Genomic DNA, 24,756 nt, shown 5'->3' on the forward strand with positions numbered 1-24,756 from the left:
ACGTGCCGTCCCGTTCAAGCGTGAATTAGCGCTTCAGGTTTGTGGTTTCCTGCAGCATCTCGTCGACGGTCTGGACGATCTTCGCGTTGGAAGAATAGGCCCGTTGCGTTTCGATGAGATCGGTCAGCTCGGCCGCGATGTCCGTGGTCGACTCCATAAGAGAGTAACCGGAAACAGTTCCGACCGGCCCAGTGCCGGCATCCCAAAGGTAGAGGCTGCCGGATGAGGACGAAATCGAAAATGCCTGCCCGTCGAGCGCGGTGAGGCCGTTCATGTTCGGGACGTCTCCCACCGGGATCTGGTAGAGCGTGCGGCGCAGGCCCGTATCATAGACGGCCTGAAGGTAACCGTTCTCATCGATCTCGACCTCTGCGAGGTCGCCCAGCGGGGCGCCATCCTTGGTCACAGCGGTCGGGGAGTAGGGACCCGCCAGCTGGGTGATGCCGGCGCTGTCGTCCGGGCGGCCTATGAAAATTTCGACTGGGCCGTGCGCCAGGGTCATCGACAGGCGGCCGGTAGATGCATCGTAAGCGACGCCGCCACCAGCCGTTGCCGTGTCGATCCGCCCGCCATTGGCAGCCGTGTCGTCAAATACGAGATTGAGATCGCCGATCGATGTAAGCGGGTCACCTGCGCTGTCGAAGAACTGGACATCCCATTCGTTTGAGGAACCACTGCCCGGCACCGATGGTGTAAACTCAAGAGTCAAAGTCTGGGCGCGACCAAGATTGTCGAAATACTCGATCGGAAGCAGGTAAGGCTCACCGGAACCGCCGGTATTGGTTGCGTCGGCTGGCAGGTTGATGCCGAGTTCCATGCTGGTGGTCGGCGAAGCAGTGAACTGTGAGGTTGCGATGTTCACAGGCTCAAGGTTCAGGCCGCTGTTACGGCTGACATTGCCGATGTCGCCCGAGGAATCTGCAGGCCAGCCCAGAAGGAACATGCCGCTCTGGGTGCGGAGATAACCGTTCTGGTCGGTGTAGAATGAACCAGTCGGCAGGAGCATGAGCGAACGTTCCGATGGTACGGCGCCGACGCCGCCCTCATTCGTAACCGGGATCAAGCCGCGGCCTCCGACAGCAATATCGGTGGCATTACCTGTCCCTGTCAGCGACCCTGTTGCTGCGATATCCTTGTAGGAACTCACCCGGACACCGCCTGCCGCATAGGCAGAGCTGCGTTGCTGGAGAACCATACTCGAAAAATCGACCTGGCTGCGTTTGTAACCGTAGGTCGACGAGTTGGCGATGTTGTCGGAAATCGTGGAGAGGCGGGCGGAGTTTACATTCAAACCCATCACCCCTGCATTCAGGGACGAAGAAATGCTCATGTCGGTTGCTCCTGCAAAGTGACGCAACCATGAGTAATTATTGTTGGTTAATGACGAGATAACCTCGCTTAACCCTGTAAATTTATTGGGTCAGGATGGTAATCGAAATCCGGCGGTTCTGCGGAGCAGCCGGGTTTTCCGGAACCAGGGGTTCAGAATCGGCCTTTCCTGAAACTTCCCGTATACGGTCAGCCGGCATGCCGGAGCGGACCAGGAGGCGGCGGGCCGTGTTGGCTCGGTCGGCAGACAGGTTCCAGTTGTCGTAGACGGCGGCATTCCTGTAGCTGCGATTGTCCGTGTGACCGACAATCTTGACCTGGTTTTCGAAGCTTTCGAACGATCCGGCGACCTGTCCCATCAGGTCTGCCAGCAATTCGGACGGATGACTGGAACCGACAGGGAAGAGGGGGGTCTGAGCCGAGTCCGTGATCTCCACCACGATCCCTTCCGGCGACATCTTGATCAGCATGTGCTCGGAAATCTGGTGCCCGTCTTCGGTAAGACCCTTCTTAAGGTCCTCAAGCTGCGCGGCGATCGCGCGTTCATCGGTTTTGTCTTTCGTCCCGTGCGAGTCGATGGATTTCGACCGCGATGCGCCAGTCCCCATTTTTGCGTAGGTTTCTTCCGTGAAGATGGACGAGCCATTGAGGCCGTCCGATCCGCCACCGGAGATACGGCTGATCGGAATGGTCGGGTTGAAATAGTCGGCAATACCTTTGCGCTGTTCTTCCGTTGTGGCGTTCAGAAGCCACATCAGAAGGAAGAACGCCATCATCGCGGTCACGAAGTCCGCGTAGGCGACTTTCCAGGCACCGCCATGGTGCCCTTCGCCTTTAACGACCTTCTTCCGCTTGATGATCGTCGTGTGAACGACAGGTTGTTGCTTAGTACCCATTAACCCTAACCACTTGAGCCAGTAGGCACTTTCTAACAGACAGCCGTGAAGGAACGCTGCGGAGTCGATGGTTAACTTGCTCCGGGCTGTTAATGGTTTTTCAACCGGTCACCCACCATCACTGGTTAACGGGACGGTACGTTTTTTTAATAGGTGGCAAACTGTGTCTGCAGTTCTGCGGAAAAAGATCGACGCTGGGGCGGGTATTCCTCCCAGCATCATGCGGTTGCAGCAATTCTGGCTGCAATTGCAGGCCTGCACCCGGGACTGGGCCGCGGACACTTATGGTATTCTTCCAGATATCACACTGAGCAGCCGCCGTGTTATCAACGGCCAGGAGGCTCAGCAGAAGCTTGACGCGGAAACCGGCTTCTATTTTTCAGCCAAGACCTCACCGGGGCTTGCGGGTGTCGCGATGGACGCAGTCGGCGCCATCCGCAATGCATCGGTTCGCATGGACCAGGATGCCGAAAGCCTTGGCGACGCGTCACCATTATTTCTGAAGCTTCTGGCAGAGCAGGCAGGCCTGGAGCTTGGCGGGCAGGTCGCCGCCACCGTGATCAAGACGGGGGAAGGTGTCACCTCCTCAGCTGATCCGGCGGGTGCTATCGGCCGCTTCGATGCGTCCAGCCGTTACCTGCTGGTAGAATTCCAGCTCAAGCTGGGGGAGGAGGTCTCCTGCATCTGGTTGGCCTTCGCCTTTGAATTCATGCAGCAATTCGCTGTTTCCAGCCAGCGGGCAGCCGCCGAGCAGAAAGCGAATGCCCGCGGCAACAGTCAGAGGTCACTTAGTAATAGCATCCTTGCATCGACAACGATGCTGGATGCCGTGCTGGATCGTTTGCCCCTGACAATCGGCGAGTGCGCCAAGCTTGAAGTCGGCACGGTCCTGCCGCTCGCTGGCGCGGATGCCGGCAGGCTCTCCCTGTCGGCGAACACGATCAACGGCAGCGTCGACATCGGGACTGGGGAACTTGGCGTCTGGAAGCGCCAGAGGGCGTTGAAACTCAGAACGCCAATTTCAGAGAATTTTGCACAGGAAATCGTGGATTCATAGCAATCATCCGTATCGGGATTGCTAGATGGGAGTTGAGCAGTGAATGCAGTTATAGGAATGTTGGTGACGGTTGCCATGGTGTTTGGCGGCTACCTTCTGGCCGGCGGCAAGATGGAAATCATCACACATGCCCTTCCGTTCGAAGGCATGATGATCGGCGGTGCGGCGCTCGGGGCGTTTCTGGCCGGCAACGATCTGACAACGATCAAACATACGGTCGGTGACATTGTGTCGGTTTTCAAAGGACCGAAGTGGAAAAAGCAGGATTATCAGGACCTTCTTTGCCTGATGCATGAGCTGCTGAACGTGCTCAAGCAGAATCCGGTCGATATCGAACCGCACATTGAGGCGCCGAATGAGTCCGAGATTTTTGCGAAGTACCCGAAGATCCTGAAGGACCACTCAGCCGTCGAGATGATCTGCGATACGATCCGTTCCATGATCATGAACTTCGATAATGTTCATCAGGTCGAGGAATTGCTGGAAGCTCAGCTAGAAGGCCTGCAGGAGGACAGTCTGCACGGCGCCCACGCGCTGCAGAACATGGCAGATGCGCTGCCAGCACTCGGGATCGTTGCGGCTGTTCTTGGTGTGATCAAGACAATGGCCGCCATCGACAAGCCGCCGGAAATTCTCGGCGGTATGATTGGCGGTGCGCTTGTCGGGACGTTCCTCGGCGTTTTCCTTGCCTACGGGATCGTCGGGCCGTTCGCCAACAAGGTGAAGCACAACCGCACAGAAGAGCATTTCTTCTATGCCACGATTGGCGGACTTCTCGTGTCCAACCTCCATCACAATCCGGTCAACATTTCGGTAGAGGTGGCTCGCCGTCACGCGCCGGCGCGGGTTCGCCCGACGTTTGATGATGTCGAGCAGGCAATCCGGGAGCTGAAAAAGGCGGCATGAAGCGGCTTTGCCTTCTCCTTCTGCTCAGCAGCTGTCTCGCGCCGGTCTCCCTGGCGTTTGAGGACACTGGTGGCGTATCCGGAGTGGAGGAGGGGCAGCCAACTCAGCTGACCAGCGAACTGGACCAGTTCGTTCGTGACGCCATTGATGAGGGCCTGTTGACCCCGAAAGGGGAGGCGGAGACGGAGGTTGAGCCTGCACTGGAAGAGGTGCTGCCGGCCGGCGTACGTCGGCGCCAGGCGGCGCCCTTTCCGGTCGAGGTTGATTGCGACGGACCATACCCGCTGGATTTCGGCGAGTTCGTGCGGTTTGACCGGTATCAGCAGATTTACACGTTCCAGGAAAACGCCTCCGGCATGTCCGGTGACGCCGCAGGACTGGACGGTATCCAGCTCGCCAAAGCCTATCTGGCGCTCGGGCTCTATTCTGAAGCGGGCATGGTGCTGAAGTCGACTCCGGGGCCCGTTGCGGCAGCGTACCGCAAAGTCGCCAGCCTGATGGAGAACCGGGCCGAGGCTGATGTGGACTATTTCCGCAAACTGTCGGAATGCCGCGAAGAAGCGGGCGTCTGGCTTGGAGCAGCGCTGTTGGCAAGCGATCAGGACGAAGGTGTCCAAACCTTCAATGAGAACCTGAACGGCTTCCGCAAATTGCCTTTCCGGCTGCGCGCTGATCTGACCGCAATGGTTGTCCCGCAACTGGATAAGCGCGGCGAGCGGATCCTGCCCGTGAAGCTTCTCGCAGATTTTACGCCGGACCAGGTCGGTGAGGCATCCCAACTGCAGTTCGTCAAAGCGATCATCGATCTCGGTGAAAACCGTCCGGATGCAGACAAGACGGTGAGAGCGTTTCTGAGTGAACCTTTGTTTCAGGAGCAGGCGCTGGCGGTGCTTATGCGGCACGACAAGCCACTGAGCGATGTGCATGAAGAGATTCTGCTGGGCGAACTGATGAAAAAATTCGGTCAGACCGGCAATGACCGGGAGCTCGCAGCCAGCCTTCAATATGCATTGCAAGAATTGAGTGGCAGTTCGCATTACCAGCCAATCATGGAACTAGCCGGCATGCCGGCTTTGCAAAACGACGCAGCGCAGACGGAAATCCGCCGCCAGTTCGTCAATGGATTGGAGCGCGATCTCGCCAGCGACAATCGGCTGCGTAATCTGGCGGCTATCAACGCACTGGTTTCTGATCCGGGGATTCTCGAAGTCGCCCCGGAACGCACAACACTTTACCTATCAGGCGCCACGCTGGCGGTCCGCTTTGGTCTTGTCTCGCTGACGCGCGTTCTGATGAAGCGGGAAGACGCGGATGACGCCGTGATTGCCGAGCTCGCGAACCTCGAGTTCCGGCGCGGGGACTATGACGCTGTGGCGAACTGGGCGCAGGCCTATCCGAAAAATGCCCCGCTGAACCTTCTGGCTGCCGAAAGTGCGATCCGGAAGGGAGATGCGGCGGCCTTGCGTGTTTATGAGCAGCGCATCGACCTGGAGCCGGAAACCGTTCTGGCACTCATAGAACTGGATGCGGCGTCCAATCGCTGGCTGGTCTCTGATGCGATCTACGATGTGGCGGCGAACTTAGCCGACCCGGTTCAAAAACAGCGCTCAGAAAGAGTGTTCGCCATGCGTCAGGCTGCCAGGGATTTGTCGAAGCCGGCACGGGCAAGGCTGGCGATGTCCAAAGTTGCGTCTGTCCTCGGCAAGCCGGATCCATCCTCAGAACAAGTCACCGGAGGCGCGCACTAATGTCAAACGCCATCTACGCTATGCTCGGACGTCAGCAGGGATTGATGCAGGAAATGCAGGTTGTCGCGAACAATCTCGCAAACTCAAGCACCACTGGTTATAAGTCCGACCGCGCCCTGTTCGGAGAGTTTCTTGTTGCTACAGGATCCCAGTCATCCTCACTCTCCATGGGTGGCCTGGCCGGGCACAGTTTTGCAATGGCGCAAGGGGCGCTCAAGATCACCGGCGGAGAAATGGATCTTGCGATCCAGGGCGATGGCTTCTTTCTGGTCAACACGGAGCAGGGGCAACGCCTGACCCGGGCCGGCCATTTCCAACTGTCTACGGATGGTCAACTGGTTGACATGAACGGCAGCGCCGTTCTGAGTTCCGGTGGGACACCCATCAATATTCCTCAAAATGCGAGCGAGATACGCGTTGCTGCAGATGGGACCGTGACAATCAGCGCGGGTGATGGCCTGCCGCCACAAGAAGTCGGTCAGATTGGCGTGGTCACCGTCGACGAGGAAGCCACGCTGGTGCGCGACTCAAACTCCTATTTCTCCGCGCCGGACGGTCACAGACCGGCGGAAAACAATGAAATTGTCCAGGGTGCATTGGAGCAATCCAATGTGTCTCCTGTCCTTGAGGTCGCGCGCATGATCGAAGTGCAGCGCGCCTACGAAGCCGGGCAAGCCCTGTTCGAGCGCGAGGATCAGCGCGTTAGCCAGATCATCAGTGCAATTCGTAATGGATAAGAAGAAGAGCAGCAGGTAAGAGAAGGAGCAGGACGTGAAATCTCTACAAATCGCCGCGACAGGGATGGCCGCACAGCAAATGCGGGTCGACGTCATCTCGAACAATATCGCAAACATGAGTACCGCAGCCTACCGGCCGCGGTCCGCCGAGTTTTCCGATCTCGTCTATCAGCAATATCTGACGCCGGGCACATCGACCTCCCAGGTCGGAACGCTTGTCCCAGCAGGGATCCAGATCGGCACCGGGGTTCGTCCGTCCACGGTCTCGATGGAACTGACCCAAGGGGCGTTGAACCCCACGGACGCAGAACTGGATCTCGCCATCGACGGTTCGGGATATTTCGAGATCACGCTTCCCTCCGGGGAATCTGCCTACACGCGAGACGGCAAGTTCAATCGCGGGCAGGACGGACAGATCGTCACCATGGACGGTTTCCCGCTGACGGACGGCATCATCATTCCGGATGACGCCCAGAAGATTTCCATCAGTAGGGATGGTGAAGTTGTCGCTTACTTCGCTGGCGTCACGGAAGGGCAGGCGATCGGAAACATCCAACTGGTCCGCTTTGTCAACGAGAAAGGCCTGGAAGCCATGGGGGACAATCTGTTCCGCGAAACGCAGGCTTCGGGCACACCAACACAGCTCGTTCCGGGAACGGAAGGCGCAGGCTTTATCCGGCAGGGTTTCCTCGAAGGATCTGGGGTTGACGTTGTGAAAGAGATTTCAGAACTGATCGAAGCCCAGCGTGGATACGAACTGAATTCCAAAGTGATCACCGCCTCGGACGAGATGCTCGCGGCGACGACGAGGGTGAAATAATCGCCATGTCCATTCTCGCTCTCAGTCTTGCAATGATGACCGCCTTTGCGGGGTCATCTTCTCTCGTGGCGGCGGAAGTGATCCGCGCAGGCGATCCTGTGACTGCATACAACGCAACTACCGAAGATGGCGGGAATGCATCCGGCGATCCCCTGGTCGGTCGCGAAGTGCTCCGCACGGTTTATACTGGCAAGCCGATCACTTTCGAAAATACGCGGGCGCCTGTGGTGGTGCGGCGCAATCAGGTCGTTTCAGTCAAGTATATCAAAGGCGGACTGGAGATCACGGCCTCCGGTCGGGCCCTCGGTGATGCGGGCATAAATGACCCTGTGACCGTGTTGAATCAACAATCGAAGCAAATGGTGCAGGGCATCGTTCAGGAAAGCGGATGGGTGCTGGCACAATGAAAAACTTCATCTCAACGGCAATTCTCGCGACAGCTGCCACAGCCTGCGCAAGCTCGCCTCTCTCTGATCCTACCCCAGAGCCGGTTCCGCTCTATGCCGGGCCCTGGGCCGGGGCAGGGGTCGATATGGATGCGGTCACAGAGCCTAATCCGTCCCTTTGGGCAACGTCGCCGAATGCGCTGCTCAGCATGCGACGGGCCAAGGCTGTCGGGGACCTCCTGACCGTCGTGGTGGAAATGAATGATCAGGCCAATCTGAAAAGTTCGCTGTCCCGCAGTCATGGATCCAGCGAAGACATGAGCATCGATGCACTGCTTGGCTTGCCGGATGTGCTGAACAATGCGCTGCCGGGGTCGGCCAGCGTGTCGCCTGCGATCGATTTCCAGCGCAATTCGAATATGGCGGGTAACGGCGCGGTGAATCGGGCCGAACAGGTCACGTTTACACTCGCCGCGCGTGTTGTCGGGGTTGAGCCGAACGGGAACTTAATCATTCAGGGGTATCAGCAGACACGGGTCAGTAACGAGATCCGCTATCTGAGCGTCTCAGGCGTCATTCGCGCCCAGGACATTACCCGGACCAACACTGTAACGTATGACAAGATCGCCGATGCCCAGCTTTCCTATGTCAATCAGGGTGACACAACCGGTCCAAACGGGCGCAAAGCGGTGCCGAAGCTTCTGGACAAGGTGCTGCCATTCTAGGGGTGGGAGACCGGCATGAAGCATGTCATTTCTGCGGTCGTTGCAGTTGTTTGTATTCTTATTGGCGGCATTACCGGCCATTTCGTAAAGACGGGTCTGACGGCGGCGGCGGGTACGAGCGCACACGAGTCAGCAGACAAGCCGGCAGACTCCCATGGCGCAAAAGACAGCCATGGCGACGAGAAAAAGAAAGACTCCCACGGGGCCAAAAAGGCGTCTTCCGGTCATGGCGGCGGTGGCCATGATGGTGGGGCGGCAACCGGGGACGTTGTCTACTTCAAATTCACCCGCGAATTCATTGTCCCGATCATGCATGATCGCAAGGTTGAGAGCCTCGTGATTCTGAACATCAATCTGGAAGCAGATTCCAGCGTTTCCCAGAAACTGTTCTCAATGGAACCGAAGATCCGGGACAACATCATGACCACGCTGATCGAGCTCAGCAATGATGGGCGGACGTTCGAGAATCTCACGGATGTCGAAAGCTATGAAACCCTGCGGGCCATGGTCTTGCTGAATTTGCAAAAAGTTGTGCCGGCAGGGATCCAGAATGTTCTCATCGTGGATATTGCCCAGCAAGACCTCTGACCATGTGAAGAGGTAGGGGCGTAGCGCGCTCTTACCGATTGTATTTCTCGACGTTCGCCATTTCCGTCGTCAGGTTCAGAGATGTTTCCAGCAGCATGGTCCCGTTCTCATCGGCTGTGACGCCGGTCACCGTGCCGATCAGGCGGGGTGAGGTCGTGCGCTGAAGTTCACCATCCTTGTACATCTGGATTTCCAACTGGTAGACGCCGTCTTCGGCGAGCTGGTCTCCGGTGGAAGTTTCGCCATTCCAGGTATACCGGCCGGCTTCAGGGGCCAGCGTTTTCGACCAGATTTCATTACCGTTTGAATCCCTTACCTTCAGGACGGTTTCGTCCGTCGACTCAGGTATGTCGACGACAAAGTCCACACCCTCGCCAGCATAGGGGGCCCAGGACGTATCCACCGCGACTGTTTCACCGAGCCATTGGCCGGCAAGAATGCTGGAGTGCAGTCCGCCAATCATGCCGGCGATGCTTTCCAGATGGGTGTTCGAGGCGACCTGCTGCTCCAGGGTCGAGAAAGTTGCCAGCTGATCGACAAACTGTGTCGAGTCCATTGGTGATAGTGGATCCTGATTCCGGATCTGAGCTGTCAGCAGCTTGATAAAGGCATTGAACTCACTGCCGATTGTTTGGGTCGTTGCGCCAGATACGTCGGACATGGGGGGGAATCCTTACAGTCTGATGTCGAGACCGCCACTTGCCGTTCGGGCAGGGCGGATCGAGTCTGCGGTGATATTTGCAGCGGTGAGAATGGCTGGTTCGGCGACAGGGTCGCTATCGCCCAACAAACGCCCGTCTGCAGGCGTATGGGATTGTTGCTGACCGGACTGGTGCTGTTGGAACGTCATGTTCTCACTTGATAGCCCGTTCCGCTCCAGCGCTTGCGTGAGTTCGAAGTGCATAAGGCGAAGTTGCCTCAGAGCCTCCGGGGAATCGCCGGTCACCGTGATATGCTGAATGCCATGTGCGTCGAATTTGAAATCAATGGACACGCGGCCAAGTTCTGGCGGATCGAGTTGTACCGTAATCCGGTCCGGTGGGTCGTTTGGTGACGAAACGGTATCCGTGATGATCTTTACCGTCTCGGCCGGGCTCGCCGTCACAATCGCGTTGGCAGTCGTCATCTGGATCTGAGACTGTGCCGGCTGGACGGCCGGTTGAGAAACAGGTGACGCACCAAAGCTGGCTGCGGCCAGCTGGCCATTACTATCGGGGGTATGAGCCGTTTGCGTGAGGGTGCCTGTCTTTCCGGTATCTGTACCCGCCTCCGATGAGACTTCCGAAAGCTCAGCCTGGAACGCGTCACTTGCTTTTCCGCTCGCAGGCTCGTCCGCAGGGACCATGCCCTTTTTGCTTTCTGATGCTGCCACCGATTGTTGGGGCAAGGTCTCCGTCGCGGGCTCAGCCGAGCCTTTCACCTGGACCGTGGAATCCAGGCGAGCATCATCGTTTGAAGCGCCAATTATATTCTGTCTGGCTTCTCCTGAACTGGCCGCCTGCACGGTCATGGCCTGAACATCGGAAGGCGGCGGCGAATCCTGTGATTGTGCGTTCGCGAGTTCTTGTGGAACGGCATCAGAATCAGATTTCACGTTTTCCGCAGATTCAGTTTCAACGATTGCCTGAGCGGCATCACTGGGAGCCGGTACTACGTTCGCCAGAAATACTTCCTTACCATCCATGGTTTCTTCAGGCGCTTCGGCTGGTTCCAGTTCGGGCTCGCTTTCTTGAGCGAGAACTTCCTCGGCATTGTTCGGTACAATTGCCGCGTCACCAGAAGCGTCCGGATCGTCTGTTTCGGTCAGGACGTCATCCTTCAGCGCGACATCACTGTCATCGCCCTGCAGAAGAGAGAGCGTGGATTGGGGGTGCTCTGAATCCGGCTTTTTGTCTTTGGCGGATGCCGAGGTGTCGGCACTCTCTTCGGTCGCGCTGCGATCCGCTTGAAGAGAATGGGCGAAGGCGTCTCCAGATCCGGTCTGGGACGGTTTGGGCTCCGCGCGCTCGAAACTGGAATTTGCTTGCGAGGCCGCCAGGCCCGGTTCAATCAAAAATGTCATGATGGGTTACGATTCCCCGTCCCAATGTTAACCAAGTTACAACGAAAGGACATGAAAACAGCGTTAACGAAAATAGGTTTGCGGCAATTAATTCTGCAGCAATCCGGACCCGGAGGATCAGATGCCCCAGCCTGTCTCATTCCAGGCATACAATGTGACGGTTCCGGACACTTCGGAACGTGCTGCGGCGGGGCAGGGGACATCTGAAGCGTCCGAACTGGGAAAGAAGTTCGAGCAGATGCTGTGGACCGAAATGTTGTCCTATGCCGGGCTGGACAAGGCGTTTGCTCAGGATGGCGGTCAGGCCGCCGAGACGTTCTCCAGATATTTGATCGAATCTATCGCCTCAGACCTTGCCGAGTCTCATCCCATGGGACTGGGGGAGGCCGTGGATCGCACTGTGGCGGCTAGCCAATCACTACAACAGGATGCAGCAGAATGAGTCAGCCTTCGATCCAGAGCGAAATTGACGGCCTGAAAGAAACACTGGCCCTGGAGCAGCAATACCTTCTTGCAGGGCGCGCGCGTGAAACCCTTGCTCTGGCGGAGGCAAAACTGTCGGCCATGGACGCACTGGAAACGGCGTTCGGTTCTCTCGAGCCCGGCTCTGCACCTCGTGCCTTTCAGAACGACATGGTGAAGATCGTGTCTTTGGCGAAAGAGAACGCTGTCCACTTCGAGGCGATCCAGAATGGTTTGCGGCGCGCCATTGGACGGATGGAGTCTCAGCATGCGAACGCTTATGTCGGCTCCTATACGCAAACAGGTAGCCAGGTGGCGTTTACGGAAGTGACCGGACAATTCCTCAAAAAGGCCTGACTGGTTAACTGCTTGTACACTCTCCGATTGTATCCAATTCATGAAACCTGGAGGGGTTGGCGGATTTCCGCAGTCAGGACGACACGCAAATTAATCAGGCCGCGATCCGTTCGCTGGCCTCGTTCCTTAGGGATGGGTATAATATGTCCAGTATTCTGACTAATAATAGCGCAATGGTTGCGCTTGACACGCTGCGCAACATCAACAAAGACCTCGCATCGGTTCAAAACCAGATTTCGACGGGTAAATCCGTCTCAAGTGCCAAAGACAACGCCGCTATTTGGGCGATCTCGACCGTCATGTCGACCGACGTCGAAAGCTTCAAGCAAATCTCCGACTCTCTGAACCTCGGTTCTTCGACGGTTGGTGTTGCTCGCGTTGCTTCCGAGAAAGTCACCGAGCTTCTGCAGGACATGAAAGAGCTGATCGTTACGGCTCAGGGCGCAAACGTTGACCGCACCAAGATCCAGACCGAAATCGGTGAGATCCGCGAAAACATCGCTTCGGTTGTGGGCGCTGCTCAGTTCAACGGTCTGAACCTGGTTGACGGTTCTTCCTCTGCCGACATGCAGATCCTGTCGTCGCTCGACCGTAGCTCGTCCGGCACTGTCACGGCTGCGTTCATCGACGTTGCGCGGCATGACCTTTCGATCAGCAACACTGCAACGGGCGCGACCTTTGGCGGAACGGCTGTTACCGATACTTCGATCATCAACAACGGTGGCACGAACGCCGGTACGGCTGCGACCGTGGCTGACGCCGCAACGCAGAATATCACGATCGCTGCAGTCGCAGATGGTAACTCCTACCGCATCGTTCTCGACGATTCGGCGACAACCAACAGCCTTGGTCAGCGCACTTTCGAATACGTTGCTGGCACGGATGACAGTGTGAACTCTGTTGCTGCCAACCTGGCCAACCAGATCAGCACGTTCTTCGCTGCGACCGGCGAGACCAACTATTCGGTTTCGCGTTCCGATGACGTGATCTCCATCACCAACAGCTCGGGCGCAAACCTTTCGGTGACTGCTGCTTCGGCAACGGGCGGTACGGCTGGTACGAGCGCCGGTGGCCTCGGAAACGTCTCTTCTATCGACGTGACCACGGATGCTGGTGCAACGGCTGCCCTGACCTCGATCGAATCGCTGCTCCAGACGTCCATCGACGCCGCAGCCGGTTTCGGTTCTTCTCAGACCCGTATCGAAAACCAGACTGACTTCGTCAGCTCCCTGATCGACTCCATGACTTCCGGCATCGGTGGCCTCGTGGACGCAGATATGGAAGCTGCTTCGGCCAAGCTTCAGGCGCTTCAGGTTCAGCAACAGCTGGGCGTGCAGTCGCTGTCCATCGCTAACCAGGCACCGCAGACACTTCTGTCGCTGTTCCGCTAATAAGATGGATAGCCCGGGGACCAATGGCGGTTCCCGGGCTGTCTCTTCTACAAACCCGGGGAGGGTGCTTTGCAATCACTGGCTTTCAAGGCTTATGGGGAGGTCAAGCAACGCACCGCTGGGGAGAAAGAAATTGAATTCGCGTTGTTCCGTCAGATCACGGACGCGCTCAAACAGGTTTCTGAGACGGAAGATGTTCAGCCGTCCGAATGGGCAGACGCCATTCACCGGAACCAGCAATTGTGGACCACGATTGCAATCGATCTGCTTCACCCTGGCAATGCGCTGCCGGACGAGATGAAGCGGAGCCTTCTCTATCTCGCAGAATTTGTTCGCCAGACCAGCATGAAAATCATGGCCGGTGAAGGTGAGATCGCTGACCTGATCGAAGTCAACCAGACCATCATGAACGGTCTTGGGGGTGCAATCGCCGGAGATGCAGCCGGGGAGGGTGCCTAATGTCGGGACTTGTCTTCAAAGTCGCGCCTGGTGAGCGGTTCATCATCAATGGTGCAACCCTTGAAAATGGCGACAAACCTGCCCGTATTCGAGTCGTCGAAGGGGATGCCCGTGTCCTACGTTGCCGGGATGCCATGCATCCGACGGAAGTCGATACGCCGGTCAAGCAGGTCTATTATGCTATTCAGCTCCTGGTGACAGGGGATCTCAAGGAAGACACGACGGTTCCGGCGATTGATGCCGAATGCGCCCGCCTTGAAGATGTGTTCGATCACATCGATCCTGAACTCATTCCCGTGCTCCGGTCCATGATCAGCCGGGGAAACTATTACTCAGCTATGTGCCATCTGCGTCAGATCATGCCGATTGAAGCAGAACTTCTGGCTCTGTCTGGTCGGAGTGCCGAGCCTTTGCTTCAGGCAAAGGTCGCCTGACCCAATGTTCCAGCCTGCCATTCCGCTCTCCGGTATAGGTGGATGGAAATTCCTGCAGGCGACATATTCGCGCCAGCTGGAATCCTTCAGTGATTCTCCGCAGATCCGGAATGACCGGGACTACATGCTGGACAAGCTGTCCCAGACAATGACCGTCGACGATTTCATGGCGGACAGGCGCTTGCTGCGCGTGACCATGACGGCGTTCGGTCTGGGCGGTGAGGAGTGGAAGGGCGGATTTATCCGAAAGGCGCTGGAAGAGGTCGGAGACCCAGAAAGCACATTCCTGGCCCGCCTGAACAACACCAAATACACCAAGTTCGCTGAGGCACTGTCCCCGATTGACGGCAAGATCATAATGTCTTCGGGAGAGCGGGCGAAGATAGCAGTCAATTTCGAGGCGCAGTCGTTCCGTACCGCGGTCGGCGATGTCGACGACTCGATGCGCCTGGCGCTTAACTACCAGTCCGAGATTGCAGGAATGGTCGGAACTGACTCTAGCGATAAGGCCATTCTTTACCGGATCCTCGGAGATGTGCCGGTTCGTACCGTGATGCAGACCGCCTTCAATCTCCCGGATGGGATCAGCAGTCTCGATCTCGACCGGCAGGCAGAGGTGTTCAAGGAACAGATTAAATCCGTGCTCGGAATCAGCGATATGTCTGAGCTGAGTTCACCAGAAATGACCGAGAAGATGATCCATCGGTATCTGGCTATGGAGTCAATCGAAAACGGATCGGCTTCCTATTCGTCCGCATCGGCGGCGCTGACCCTGCTCGGCAATGGTGTGGGCAGCCAGGCGAGTCAGAACCTGTTCCTCAGCCTTCTGTCGTAGGCGTGTTTTCTGCCGGGGGCATTTTGTCATCCGGGCCGAGGATGATCAGCAATTTTTCAAATGCCGAAGCAATTCCGTCCGGGCTTTTTGTACCCATGAATGCGTCCAGCAACGGGAAAAGTGCGATGGCGTTGTCGCTGTCCATGTCTTTGCCGAACTCATAGAGGTTCGCTCGCAGCATGGGTTCAAGTTCTTCGTAGAGCGCCAGTGTCCGCCGGCACCGGCGGATGAGGGCGTTCTCGTCATCGGTGGCAGCGTGGGGCAGGGCCCGAGACACGGATCGCAACACGTCAATGGCCGGGTAGCGCTGCCGCTCAGCAATCTGGCGGGACAGGATGAAGTGACCGTCCAGGATCCCGCGGATCATGTCGGCGACGGGTTCTTCCATGTCAGATCCGGCGACGAGGACGGAGTAAATAGCTGTGATGTCACCTTTGTTGCCAAGGCCGGGGCCAGCCCGTTCAGCGAGTTCCGAAATAACCCTGACCGTCGAGGGTGGGAAAGCATTCAGGGCCGGAGTTTCACCCGCCATGAGGGCCGTTTCGCGGTGCGCCTCGGCAAAGCGTGTGATCGAGTCGAACAGGAAGAGGACGTTGTGCCCTTCATCCCGGAAATGTTCGGCGGCCGTAATGGCGCAGTAAGCCGCGCGCTTCTTGGCGCCTGGCGGTTCGCTCGCAGTTGCGGCGACAACGACCGTCTTGGACATAATGGATTGCGGCAGGGTGTTGCGGACAAACTCGTTTACTTCGCGTGAGCGTTCACCGATCAGGGCGATGACGACCCGGTCAGCTTCCAGTCCGGCGGCGAGTGAGCCAAGAAAAGTGGACTTGCCGACGCCGGAGCCTGCGAACAGGCCAAGCCGCTGGCCCTGGCAGATCGGCAGCAACGTGTCGGTCACCATCCAGCCGGTCGCAACACGGCTGCCGATGCCACGGCGGGCATGAGCGGGCAGGGGTGCGGTGTTCAGCCGGCGATTCGTGGCCCGCATGGGTACGGCCGGTGATGTGGCGCCGGTGATGTCCCCGCGATAGTTGATAATCTGCCCCAGCCAGTGATCGCCAGGTTCGATGCGTGGTTCTTGTTGGATCTGGACAGCATCTCCGATCCGGATCGCGTCGCAGGGGGAATAAAGGAGCGCGGTGACGCAATCGCCGGAAATGGACAGGATTTCCCCGAGAATGCTTGTGTCCTGTTTTTCGATGATGATTTCATTGCCGACACCGGCCAGTTCGCTGATCCCCGCGATCTTGACCATGCCGGGGGCGACCTCAGTGATGGTGCCCCAGAGGCTGTAAAGTGTGAACGAGGGCGAGGCGGCACCCATCGGCATGGTGTAAATCCTAACAAAACGGGTCGATCGGTTAACCCTTTCTTCAACTTATCGCCTGAAGTCTTGTTAACGAGTTAACCAAGACGAGTCTGTCATGATTTCCCAGCTTCCGCTTTTCGAAATCTACGGCGCGATGGCCCGTTACGCCGCGGAGAGCCAGAAGGTCAGCGCGACCAATATCGCGCATGCCGATGAGCCTGGTTACAAGGCCAAGCAACTCGAGTCTTTCGAGTCCTACCTCGCACGTGCTGCCAACAGCGCATCACACACAGGGCTGAACACCTCTTTCAAGGTGGTCGAGTCGGATGGACCTGTCTCGCCGAGTGGCAACTCGGTCAGCATCGAAATGGAAATGTTCAAATCTGCCGAGGCGGCCGGGCAGCACGAGCAGGCCATGACGGTTTATTCCAAATCGCTAGACCTGCTTCGCACCGCGCTCGGCAAGTATTGAGGGAGGTCTGATTGAACCCGCTCAAGCAAATCATGATGCAGGCGGTCTCCGGCATGTCGCTGGAGCAGCAGCGTGTCACGCTCGCATCTGAGAATATCTCGAACGTCGACACACCGGGATACCGCCGCAAGCTGCTGCTGCAGGAAGCACTGCCCGGCAAGGGCGCTGATTTTGCGGCAACCAAGGTCATGCTGGATGAGACACCGGGTCAGAGGGAGTATGACCCGTCCCATCCCATGTCCGATGAAGACGGTTACGTCACCATGTCCAACGTTTCCCTGATCACGGAAATGGCGGACCTGCGCGATGCCAACCGCACTTACGAGGCCAACCTGAATTCGTTTCAGCAGGCCCGCACAATGTATCAGTCGTTACTGGATGTTCTACGCCGCTGACGCGGTAAGAGGGGAGATGGGTCATGTCGATAGTGGGGTTCAACGCCTATACGGCGCTTAATACCACGCGGCCTGCAGATGCCGCCGGTTCTGCTGGGGCCGCCGCGAAGACGGGTGATGACAAGAATGTTGTTGCCGAAGGAATTTCAGACTTCAGGGCGGCCCTTCAGCAAGCGGAAGGTTCGGCCATGGACACGGCCGTGTCCGGCGCTGATCCACATGCCATGGTCGCTGCGCTCGCGAATGCCGAGATGATGCTCGATGCCGCGGTGACGATCCGCGACAAGGTCGTCGAAGCTTATCAGGAACTGCTGCGGATGCCGGTCTGAGGCCGGAGGGTACGGCATGTCTGAGGCAGAAATCTTCGAGGTTCTGAGAGCGCATATCTGGGGCGCGGCCATGATGGCTATGCCGATCCTGATTACAACGCTCATCCTGGGCTTCGTCATTGGCCTCCTGCAGGCACTCACCTCTATCCAGGAGATGACGCTGACCTTCATCCCGAAGATCTTCGCCGTTGTCGTCGTGTTCTTCCTGTCGCTTGGCTACATGACCCGTATCGCTCTCGACCTTTTCAATAATTACGTCCTGCCGCTCATTTCAGAATAGGCCTCGCCGTGGAAACTCAGAAACTTTTCGGGCTTTCTAACCCAACCGCGCTTCTGGCGATCGGTTTGATGATGGTCATCCTGGTCATGATCCTGCCGGTTCCGGCCTGGGTCATGGACATTGGTTTGACCTGTTCGTTTGCCTTTGCGATTCTGATCTTCACTACGTCGATCTTCATCGAGAAGCCGCTGGATTTCTCGTCCTTTCCGAGCGTGCTGCTCGCGTCTCTGATCCTGCGCCTCGCCTTGAACGTATCGTCGACCAAGCTGATCATCGGCGATGGTCATACGGGTACGGACGCTGCGGGCGGCGTGATCCAGGGTTTCGCCATGTTCATCATGGGCGGCAACCTTTTCGTCGGACTCGTCGTGTTTGGCGTTCTGGTGATCGTGAACTTCATGGTGATCACAAAGGGTGCGGGACGCATGGCGGAAGTTGGGGCCCGCTTTGCTCTCGACGCCATGCCGGGCAAGCAGCTCGCCATCGACTCCGACCTCGCGGTCGGCGCAATTTCTCACGAAGAAGCCAAGAAGCGCCGCCAGAAGGAACAGGAAGAAGCCGCCTTCCTCGGCTCCCTCGACGGTGCGTCGAAATTCGTGAAGGGTGATGCGATCGCGGGCCTGCTGATCACCGCGCTGAACCTGCTGGCAGGAATCGGTATCGGCCTGACGGTGCATCACCTCAGCTTCTCCGAAGCGCTGAGCAATTATTCGATCCTGACAGTTGGTGACGGTCTCGTCTCCCAGATCCCGGCCGTGATCGTGTCCGTCGCTGCCGCGCTCCTGCTGTCGAAGGGCAGGGAAGACGGAGCAATCGACCTCGCACTGGTGGCCCAACTGGGTGCCAACGCAACTGCGCTGTTCATCGTCGCAGGCATTCTCGGCGTGTTTGCCCTTTTCCCGGGCCTGCCATTCCTCCCGTTCATGGTGGCCGCAGTCGGTTTTGCGACGGCTGCCTGGTTCATCCACCAGCAGCATCAGAAAGCTGAAGCCGACAAGGAGCTGGCGCTTGAGGAAGAAGTTCCGGAACCGGTCAAGTTTGGCGACTCCATCCATTCGGACGAGATCCACCTCGAAGTCGCGCCAGACCTCGTGAACCTTGTCCTGCTTGGAGATAACGGGTTCGAAAGCCGTATCCAGAAGATCCGAAGGTACATCGCGGAGGAGTACGGGTTCGTCCTTCCGCCGATCCGGATGACGGACAATCCGATCCTGAAGAAGAATGAATACCGTATCCGCATTCAGGGTGTGCGGATCGATTCCGGCTTCCTGCGGCCGGGCTCAGTCCTTGCGCTGCTCGAAGACGACCAGCTGCCGCATCTCGATGGCGAGAAGGTCAAGGAGCCGGTCTACAAGGCTGCTGCGCGCTGGCTCGCCTCGGGCAAGAAGCAGGAACTGGCTGCTTCTGGCATCCCGGCAGTCGAGCCGATCGAAGTTCTGGCGACCCACATGCTGGAAGTCATCCAGTCAAACTTCTCGCTCATCTTCACGCGCATGGTGATGCTCGACACGCTGGATGCCCTGACCAAAGTGTCCGATTCAGACCGGGCTGCCTCGAATCGGCGATTCCTCGACGAGTATATTCCGGGTAAAGTCACGCCGGAACTGCTCCTGTCGGTCATCCGTCTTCTGCTGGAAGAGCGCGTATCAATCCGCAACCTGTTTCTCATCATCGAAACACTGGCAGAGGCCAAGCAAGCTGGGGCCAATATTCAGCGGTCTGTGGAAATGGTGCGGCAGCGGCTTGCCTTCCAGATTGTTGATCGCCTTCAGGATGAGCAGGGGCGCCTGCCGCTGGTCCAGCTTTCCACGAACTGGGAACAGAAGTTTGCCCAGTACGAAATCACCAATGAAAACGGCAACAGCGATATTGCGCTGCCGCCGGAACTGTTTGGTGAGCTGACGAACCTGGTCCAGACGAAACTGAACGAAGCGGCGCGCAAAGGCGTGATCGCCTCTGTTGCAACCACATCACGCCGGCGCCGTTTCCTGCAGACCGTGCTCGTCAGCAAGGGCATTCGCAATGCCGTGCTGGCTTATGAGGAAATCAACGCCAAGACCAAGCCGTATATTATCGGCGTTGTCTGATGCTGGGGGACGTACCCGTCCCCGACGCGCTGTCCGCCTGGATCGCGCTGGTCATGGTGATTGTTGCCCGGCTGAGCTTCATTATCTTCTTCATGCCCGGCATTGGTGAGCAGACCGTACCGCTCCAGATGCGGGTGATGATCCTGCTGGCCCTCTCGGCAATGTTCTCCATCTCCGGATTTATCACGCCGCCGCCCACAGACTCTTTCGCGTCCTATGCGGGTGTGCTGGCGACAGAAGTGGCCATTGGCTTCTCGCTCGGCGTTGTGTTGCGCGCGACGATCTGGATGCTCAGCATTGCCGGTACCGTGATCTCTCAATCCATCGGCCTGTCGCAATTGCTGGGGATCGCGCTGGAGCATGAACAGCAGACCATGACGGCCAACCTGCTGTCGATGGCCGGGGCGGCGCTGTTGCTTTCCGCAGACTTCCACATCAAGGCGATTGCCAGCCTGCTGCGTCTCTATACGGATGTGCCGATCGGCGCGCTGGAGGCGATGAACCAGGACATGCTGATTCAGGCGCTGCTCTCAGCCTTCGGGCTCGCCATCATGCTGGCCTGGCCCTTTGTCGCAGTGAACCTGTTGTACAATATTTGCCTCGGCTTCATCAACAAGGCGCTGCCCTCGCTGATGGTGGCCTTTGTCGGTGCCCCGCTGATGATCGGTGCGGGCATTATCCTTCTGGCATTGTCGATCATGGGCATGCTGGTGGTGTGGGAAGGCCGTATTCCTGATATCGTGGTCTGGCAGTGAGGTAGACCATGGCGGAGCAGGATACAGACAGCGGCGAAAAGGAGTTCGAGGCTACCGAGCAGCGCCGCCAGCAGGCGCGCGAGGAAGGTAATGTTCCGCAGTCCAAGGAAGCCAACACGTTGGCGCTGATCGTCGCCACAATGGTGGCGGCTGTCGTGCTCCAGACGGCGATTGGCAGCTCGGTGTTCCAGGACTTTTCGTCCATGTTGTATCATGCTGATGCCTTCTCTGAGGACATCTTCGATTCCGGCGGGGCGGAGACACGCAGCTGGCTCTCGACCACGTTGATCAAGTTCGCCCCGGTCCTGCTGATCCTCGGCGCGATTGTCATGCTGGCGCTCGTTGCCCAGCGTTCCATCTCCTTTTCGGCCAAGAAGGTGCAGGCTGATCCTAAAAAGCTGTCGCCGATCGAGAACCTCAAGAAGAAGTATGGCGCAAAGGGCCTCCTCGACTTCTTGAAAGATACGGTGAAGCTGACATTTGCAGCCACGATTGCCGTGGTCTTCCTCGTCCAACTCGCGCAGGACTATTACGCCTCCAGCTCTATCCAGCAGGGCCAGTTCGCTGAGTTCACTTTCGCACAGGTGCTGAAGCTGATTTTCTGGTTCCTCCTGTTCCAGGCCGTGCTGGCGGCGATCGATTTGCCGCTCCAGCGCCGTCTCCACGCCAATCAGTTGAAGATGACGCGTGAGGAGATGAAGAAGGAACTGAAGCAGTCTGAAGGCGACCCGCAGCTGAAGCAGCAGCGCCGGCAGAAGGCGCAGAAAATCACCCGCGGCCAGATGCTGACCAATGTGAAGGACGCAACCGTCGTCATGGTGAACCCGGAGCACTATGCCGTTGCCCTGAAATGGGACCCGGACTCCAGCAAGGCACCGGTGTGTGTCGCGAAGGGTGTAGACCATCTGGCCGCCCGTATTCGCGAAGTCGCGACTGCGAATAATGTACCCATCTATCGCGATCCGCCGGCGGCGCGGTCGATGTACAGCCTGGTCGAGGTGGATGAGGAGATCCGTCCCGAACACTTCGCCGCCGTGGCCGCCGCGATCAATTTCGTCGAGCGCGTGAAAAAGCACATGGAGTAGGGCATGGCGCAGAAAGGCCCACCCCTTCAGAAGCTCGTCGCGCTCAAACGCCAGCGGGCCGAACAGGATTTGCTGAGCGTTCAGCAGGAGCTGACCGCTCTCAAGACAGACCTTCAGCGCCTCGAAGCCGACCTTGCAGCGCTCAATGGAGAAGCTGGGGGGATCGAGTCGCACATCCTGTCCTATGAGCATGGCTATGCCCAGCGGCAGACTTTCGCGATTCAGGCCTGCCGGGCAAAGATCGCCGAGAAGGAAGCCGAGTTTGTCGCGGCCCGGGAGGCGCTGAAACGAGCATTCGATTCCGAACAGCGCCTTCGCCGGGAGTCCGGCAGGCCCTGACCGGGATGCTTGATCTTTGAAGGCAGCCTCGCCACAAGTCCGCGCATGCTAGACTATCGTTTCTCCGTGGCCCCCATGATGGACTGGAGTAAAAGATTATAAATATCAAATACTTATGGGCCTTCGTGTGCGCTCCGTGTGCAGTGAAATGCTGTGGAATATCTATTCGACCGCAATGCGCTTCCAAGATGTAGAGAAGGTGCGATTGGTCCATTAACTGACCACTGACTCACACGCCTAACTCCTGACGCACGCGATGGACCACGCGCTCGCGGTTTGCTCGCGACCTGTGGCTGCTTGCGATTTCGGCAAACGCGGCTGCGAGCTTTGGGTGGGAGGTCGACCAGGCGGTCGCAAGTGCATCAAATCGATCTGCTTTTTCGTCGTAGAATACGCCATCGCCTTTAACCCAGCGTACGCCTCCAGACAGGTTCATCACACCGATACTGAAACCGCTCCATAGACGATCTTCATCTGTGTCTTCGATGAAGTCCGCGACGGCCGGTGGGAACCAGTTCGAGGATTCGTCCGGAGTGTGGGCCAGAAGCTCGCCGAATTTGGAGAGGAACGCATTCCACCTCCCGCATTTCCCCGAGAGATCCAGGGCTGTGTCAGCAAAGTTCTGAAACTGCGCCGGCTCGAAGGAGCTATCATCAAGATAGCCCGGAATCCGTCTGAGGCCGGTCAATATTTGATAGGCATTGCTTGCAGTGGCCTTCTCGGCGTCAGTCGGTGGTTTCGAGCGATCATCGCCTTCGGCGCTGTATATAGCGCTCACGAGATCAACGTAGAGTGAAGGCGAACTCGCGACTTCGCGTTGAAGGGTCGCGAGAAGTCTGATGTCGCCGTAAGCGAAAGCCTTGATATAGCCGAACTCAAGTTGCGCAAGCCGCAGGCGATCGAATGAACCATCGTCTTCCATCGCTTTGAACAGGTTCTGAAGCCCATGCCTGCCTGGCATTTGTCCTTCAGGCTCTTCTCCTTGCAGGATGCCTTCAAGCAGATCGGCGATCAGGGGGCTCGGTGCGCGTCCAGAGTCATGCTCGATCAGCAGAAGAGCGGTTCGCGGACGACCTGCGCTTTGCAGCGAAGTCAACGCGTACAGAAGATCCTCTTCTCCCTCCATGAAGTGCCCGGGACGCGCGGCCTTCCAGTATGCGGCTGCATATGTCTCAGGAAGCTGTTCTACCAGATCCCAGGTCTCGCGCGTCACCGGGAAACAGGCGAGGATCGCCGCTGCATCTTGCGGTGTACGATCCGGTAGGGTTTTGAAGACCGCAAGTCTGGCAGCGTCCCCATTGTGTGTAGATGCCACCCTCATGAGACCTGCAAGAAACTGCGTGGATTTTGCGCCCCACTGAAATTCGGGGCCCGCTGTTTCAATCCAAGTCAGGATGTCAGGTGGCGGCGTGGCCAGACGGATGGCGAGTTCTCCCACTCGCCACGGCTCTTCGACGGACAGTGCAAAATCTGCAAGGCGCTCAAATCCGCCGTGGCCCAGCAGTTCTCGTACAGTTGCTTCCTGCCAGTTTGTGATCTGCTCATCATTTGCCCGCCAATCTGCCTTTTGTCCGAGCGTCGGTGCGGCGCGGCGGTTCTGCTGGAACAACCAGGCGTCTCGGTCTTCCACTTTTACCGGAGCCAGTCGGTCATGGTAGGCAATCATCCGCTTTAGGTGAGCGTTCAACGCGGCACCTGAGAGAGGGCCGTATTTGGCATGTTCCACGTAACCCCTCAGCAAGTCGCGGAGAGTCTGCCGCTCTTCGACGGATGGGTCCGAGGCGATGAATGTTTCAATTGCTGCATATATGCGGTGCTGCTCATCTCGTCCGAGCAGGTCAAGTTTATTCAGGCATTTCCCGAGGCGTTCGGCATTGCCTTCGGCAAGCCGGATCATAAGATCGGCTGCATGGCGGAGTGCACCGAAGTACTCATCGTCTGTGACATCCGCCCGGCCACTGTCATCATCGCGCCAATGCGGCCGCTCGGCAGGCGAAGCGCTGTCACGCCGATGCAAAAGATCCACGGCCACCCGGAATGCCTCGTCGGGGCTGCGCTTCGCAAGCGTCTCCAGTGCGGCCATCCTCTGGTCGAGCCGGGCATTCGTCTGCGGCAGCCAGGCCCGAAAAAGCTGCAGCAGCGTGGCATAGGCGTCGCTGCCGAACTTGCCGTCATAGGGAATCCGGGACAATTCTGCGAGAACAAGTGCAACGCGCGTCAAGCGATGCGGCGCCCAGGCAATGCGCTCAAAGGCATGCATCAAAGCCCAGAAGTAATTCACCATCGTTACGCCGCCGCCGCGCGTCTCAGTAAACAGCGCAGCGACCGGCCTGTCGGACAGGCGGAGGCTGCCTTCCAGGGCTTTCAGGAATGTTTCGGGCGCGGCTTCAGCCAGATCCGGCAGGTAAGGTGAGACAGACAGCCATCGATCGGAGCTGGCTCCCTTGAGCGTTCGCTCGACCAGATTCGCGATGCGCCGGTCTGGTCTGCATCCCGAAAAGTGGTCCGGTATT

At 57.8% G+C, this 24,756-nt stretch carries 28 protein-coding genes; 22 read left to right on the top strand and 6 right to left on the bottom strand.

Annotated elements, in window-relative coordinates; translation table 11 throughout:
* Positions 1–25 precede the first annotated feature (25 nt).
* Positions 26–1,330, bottom strand: coding sequence for a flagellar hook protein FlgE (locus tag HY26_RS09910; RefSeq protein ID WP_034762104.1), 1,305 nt, complete (start codon positions 1,328–1,330; stop codon positions 26–28).
* Positions 1,331–1,412: 82 nt separating this feature from the next.
* Positions 1,413–2,225 (bottom strand): flagellar motor protein MotB, encoded by an 813-nt coding sequence (locus HY26_RS09915; RefSeq protein WP_051599585.1) that lies wholly within the window; start codon positions 2,223–2,225, stop codon positions 1,413–1,415.
* Positions 2,226–2,292: 67 nt separating this feature from the next.
* On the opposite strand from HY26_RS09915, the gene HY26_RS09920 reads away from it, so the two are divergent.
* Genes HY26_RS09920 through HY26_RS09955 form a run of 8 tightly spaced genes read left to right on the top strand, consistent with a single transcriptional unit; the run spans position 2,293 to position 9,192 of the window.
* Positions 2,293–3,282 carry a FliM/FliN family flagellar motor C-terminal domain-containing protein gene (locus HY26_RS09920; protein WP_081812938.1) on the top strand — a complete coding sequence of 330 codons (990 nt, stop codon included), beginning with the start codon at positions 2,293–2,295 and terminating at the stop codon, positions 3,280–3,282.
* A 39-nt stretch (positions 3,283–3,321) separates the two neighbouring features.
* Positions 3,322–4,188: a flagellar motor stator protein MotA gene (gene motA, locus HY26_RS09925; protein WP_112073505.1), complete on the top strand. Its 867-nt coding sequence runs from the start codon at positions 3,322–3,324 to the stop codon at positions 4,186–4,188.
* Positions 4,185–5,936 (top strand): lipopolysaccharide assembly protein LapB, encoded by a 1,752-nt coding sequence (locus tag HY26_RS09930; protein WP_034762110.1) that lies wholly within the window; start codon positions 4,185–4,187, stop codon positions 5,934–5,936. The genes motA and HY26_RS09930 overlap by 4 nt, the downstream gene beginning before the upstream one ends.
* Positions 5,936–6,673 carry a flagellar hook-basal body complex protein gene (locus HY26_RS09935; protein WP_034762112.1) on the top strand — a complete coding sequence of 246 codons (738 nt, stop codon included), beginning with the start codon at positions 5,936–5,938 and terminating at the stop codon, positions 6,671–6,673. Before HY26_RS09930 ends, HY26_RS09935 begins: the two co-directional genes overlap by 1 nt.
* Positions 6,674–6,707: 34 nt before the next feature.
* Complete coding sequence (gene flgG / locus HY26_RS09940) at positions 6,708–7,493, top strand: flagellar basal-body rod protein FlgG (protein WP_034762114.1); 786 nt, start codon at positions 6,708–6,710, stop codon at positions 7,491–7,493.
* Between the two features lie 32 nt (positions 7,494–7,525).
* Positions 7,526–7,900, top strand: coding sequence for a flagellar basal body P-ring formation chaperone FlgA (flgA, locus tag HY26_RS09945; RefSeq protein WP_233348596.1), 375 nt, complete (start codon positions 7,526–7,528; stop codon positions 7,898–7,900).
* Positions 7,897–8,604: a flagellar basal body L-ring protein FlgH gene (locus tag HY26_RS09950; protein WP_233348597.1), complete on the top strand. Its 708-nt coding sequence runs from the start codon at positions 7,897–7,899 to the stop codon at positions 8,602–8,604. The genes flgA and HY26_RS09950 overlap by 4 nt, the downstream gene beginning before the upstream one ends.
* A 15-nt stretch (positions 8,605–8,619) precedes the next feature.
* Entirely contained in the window at positions 8,620–9,192 is a 573-nt protein-coding gene (locus HY26_RS09955; RefSeq protein WP_051599587.1) for a flagellar basal body-associated FliL family protein, read from the top strand.
* A 31-nt stretch (positions 9,193–9,223) separates the two neighbouring features.
* Here HY26_RS09955 and HY26_RS09960 read toward each other — a convergent pair whose 3' ends face one another.
* Complete coding sequence (locus HY26_RS09960; protein ID WP_034762124.1) at positions 9,224–9,853, bottom strand: flagellar hook assembly protein FlgD; 630 nt, start codon at positions 9,851–9,853, stop codon at positions 9,224–9,226.
* 12 nt (positions 9,854–9,865) lie between these two features.
* Positions 9,866–11,254 carry a flagellar hook-length control protein FliK gene (locus tag HY26_RS09965; RefSeq protein WP_034762126.1) on the bottom strand — a complete coding sequence of 463 codons (1,389 nt, stop codon included), beginning with the start codon at positions 11,252–11,254 and terminating at the stop codon, positions 9,866–9,868.
* 121 nt (positions 11,255–11,375) lie between these two features.
* On the opposite strand from HY26_RS09965, the gene HY26_RS09970 reads away from it, so the two are divergent.
* The 6 genes from HY26_RS09970 to HY26_RS09995 all read left to right on the top strand — a co-directional run bounded on the left by HY26_RS09970 (position 11,376) and on the right by HY26_RS09995 (position 15,192).
* Positions 11,376–11,696: a hypothetical protein gene (locus HY26_RS09970; RefSeq protein ID WP_034762129.1), complete on the top strand. Its 321-nt coding sequence runs from the start codon at positions 11,376–11,378 to the stop codon at positions 11,694–11,696.
* Positions 11,693–12,073 carry a hypothetical protein gene (locus HY26_RS09975; RefSeq protein ID WP_034762132.1) on the top strand — a complete coding sequence of 127 codons (381 nt, stop codon included), beginning with the start codon at positions 11,693–11,695 and terminating at the stop codon, positions 12,071–12,073. Before HY26_RS09970 ends, HY26_RS09975 begins: the two co-directional genes overlap by 4 nt.
* A 143-nt stretch (positions 12,074–12,216) precedes the next feature.
* Positions 12,217–13,464: a flagellin gene (locus tag HY26_RS09980; protein WP_034762617.1), complete on the top strand. Its 1,248-nt coding sequence runs from the start codon at positions 12,217–12,219 to the stop codon at positions 13,462–13,464.
* Between the two features lie 69 nt (positions 13,465–13,533).
* The gene (flaF, locus tag HY26_RS09985) at positions 13,534–13,923 is read left to right on the top strand and encodes a flagellar biosynthesis regulator FlaF (RefSeq protein ID WP_034762134.1); all 390 of its coding nucleotides are present in this window, start codon (positions 13,534–13,536) and stop codon (positions 13,921–13,923) included.
* The gene (locus HY26_RS09990; RefSeq protein ID WP_034762136.1) at positions 13,923–14,357 is read left to right on the top strand and encodes a flagellar biosynthesis repressor FlbT; all 435 of its coding nucleotides are present in this window, start codon (positions 13,923–13,925) and stop codon (positions 14,355–14,357) included. The genes flaF and HY26_RS09990 overlap by 1 nt, the downstream gene beginning before the upstream one ends.
* 4 nt (positions 14,358–14,361) lie before the next feature.
* Positions 14,362–15,192, top strand: coding sequence for a DUF1217 domain-containing protein (locus HY26_RS09995; protein WP_034762137.1), 831 nt, complete (start codon positions 14,362–14,364; stop codon positions 15,190–15,192).
* Here the strand turns inward: HY26_RS09995 and HY26_RS10000 are convergent.
* A complete protein-coding gene (locus HY26_RS10000) occupies positions 15,176–16,522 on the bottom strand; it encodes a FliI/YscN family ATPase (protein WP_051599589.1) in 1,347 nt (448 codons plus the stop codon). The genes HY26_RS09995 and HY26_RS10000 overlap by 17 nt on opposite strands.
* Positions 16,523–16,616: 94 nt before the next feature.
* Here HY26_RS10000 and HY26_RS10005 point away from each other — a divergent pair, with 94 nt between their 5' ends.
* From HY26_RS10005 to HY26_RS10040, 8 genes are all read left to right on the top strand, one after another.
* On the top strand, positions 16,617–16,973 hold the full coding sequence (locus HY26_RS10005; protein WP_034762139.1) for a flagellar biosynthesis protein FlgB: 357 nt from the start codon (positions 16,617–16,619) through the stop codon (positions 16,971–16,973).
* Positions 16,974–16,984: 11 nt separating this feature from the next.
* A complete protein-coding gene (locus tag HY26_RS10010; protein WP_112073506.1) occupies positions 16,985–17,368 on the top strand; it encodes a flagellar basal body rod C-terminal domain-containing protein in 384 nt (127 codons plus the stop codon).
* Between the two features lie 23 nt (positions 17,369–17,391).
* Positions 17,392–17,697 (top strand): flagellar hook-basal body complex protein FliE, encoded by a 306-nt coding sequence (locus HY26_RS10015; protein WP_034762141.1) that lies wholly within the window; start codon positions 17,392–17,394, stop codon positions 17,695–17,697.
* 16 nt (positions 17,698–17,713) lie between these two features.
* Positions 17,714–17,977, top strand: a complete 264-nt coding sequence (locus HY26_RS10020; protein ID WP_034762145.1) for a flagellar biosynthetic protein FliQ — start codon at positions 17,714–17,716, stop codon at positions 17,975–17,977.
* 68 nt (positions 17,978–18,045) lie between these two features.
* A complete protein-coding gene (locus HY26_RS10025; RefSeq protein ID WP_051599620.1) occupies positions 18,046–20,064 on the top strand; it encodes a flagellar biosynthesis protein FlhA in 2,019 nt (672 codons plus the stop codon).
* A complete protein-coding gene (locus tag HY26_RS10030; protein WP_081812939.1) occupies positions 20,064–20,819 on the top strand; it encodes a flagellar biosynthetic protein FliR in 756 nt (251 codons plus the stop codon). Before HY26_RS10025 ends, HY26_RS10030 begins: the two co-directional genes overlap by 1 nt.
* Before the next feature lie 8 nt (positions 20,820–20,827).
* Complete coding sequence (locus HY26_RS10035; RefSeq protein WP_034762149.1) at positions 20,828–21,904, top strand: flagellar biosynthesis protein FlhB; 1,077 nt, start codon at positions 20,828–20,830, stop codon at positions 21,902–21,904.
* Between the two features lie 3 nt (positions 21,905–21,907).
* A complete protein-coding gene (locus tag HY26_RS10040; RefSeq protein WP_034762152.1) occupies positions 21,908–22,243 on the top strand; it encodes a hypothetical protein in 336 nt (111 codons plus the stop codon).
* A 229-nt stretch (positions 22,244–22,472) separates the two neighbouring features.
* Here the strand turns inward: HY26_RS10040 and HY26_RS19010 are convergent.
* A partial coding sequence (locus HY26_RS19010) for a hypothetical protein (RefSeq protein ID WP_158531465.1) occupies positions 22,473–24,756 on the bottom strand: 2,284 nt, incomplete at its 5' end.

Source organism: Hyphomonas sp. GM-8P, from assembly GCF_003263315.1.
Classification (GTDB): Bacteria; Pseudomonadota; Alphaproteobacteria; order Caulobacterales; family Hyphomonadaceae; genus Hyphomonas.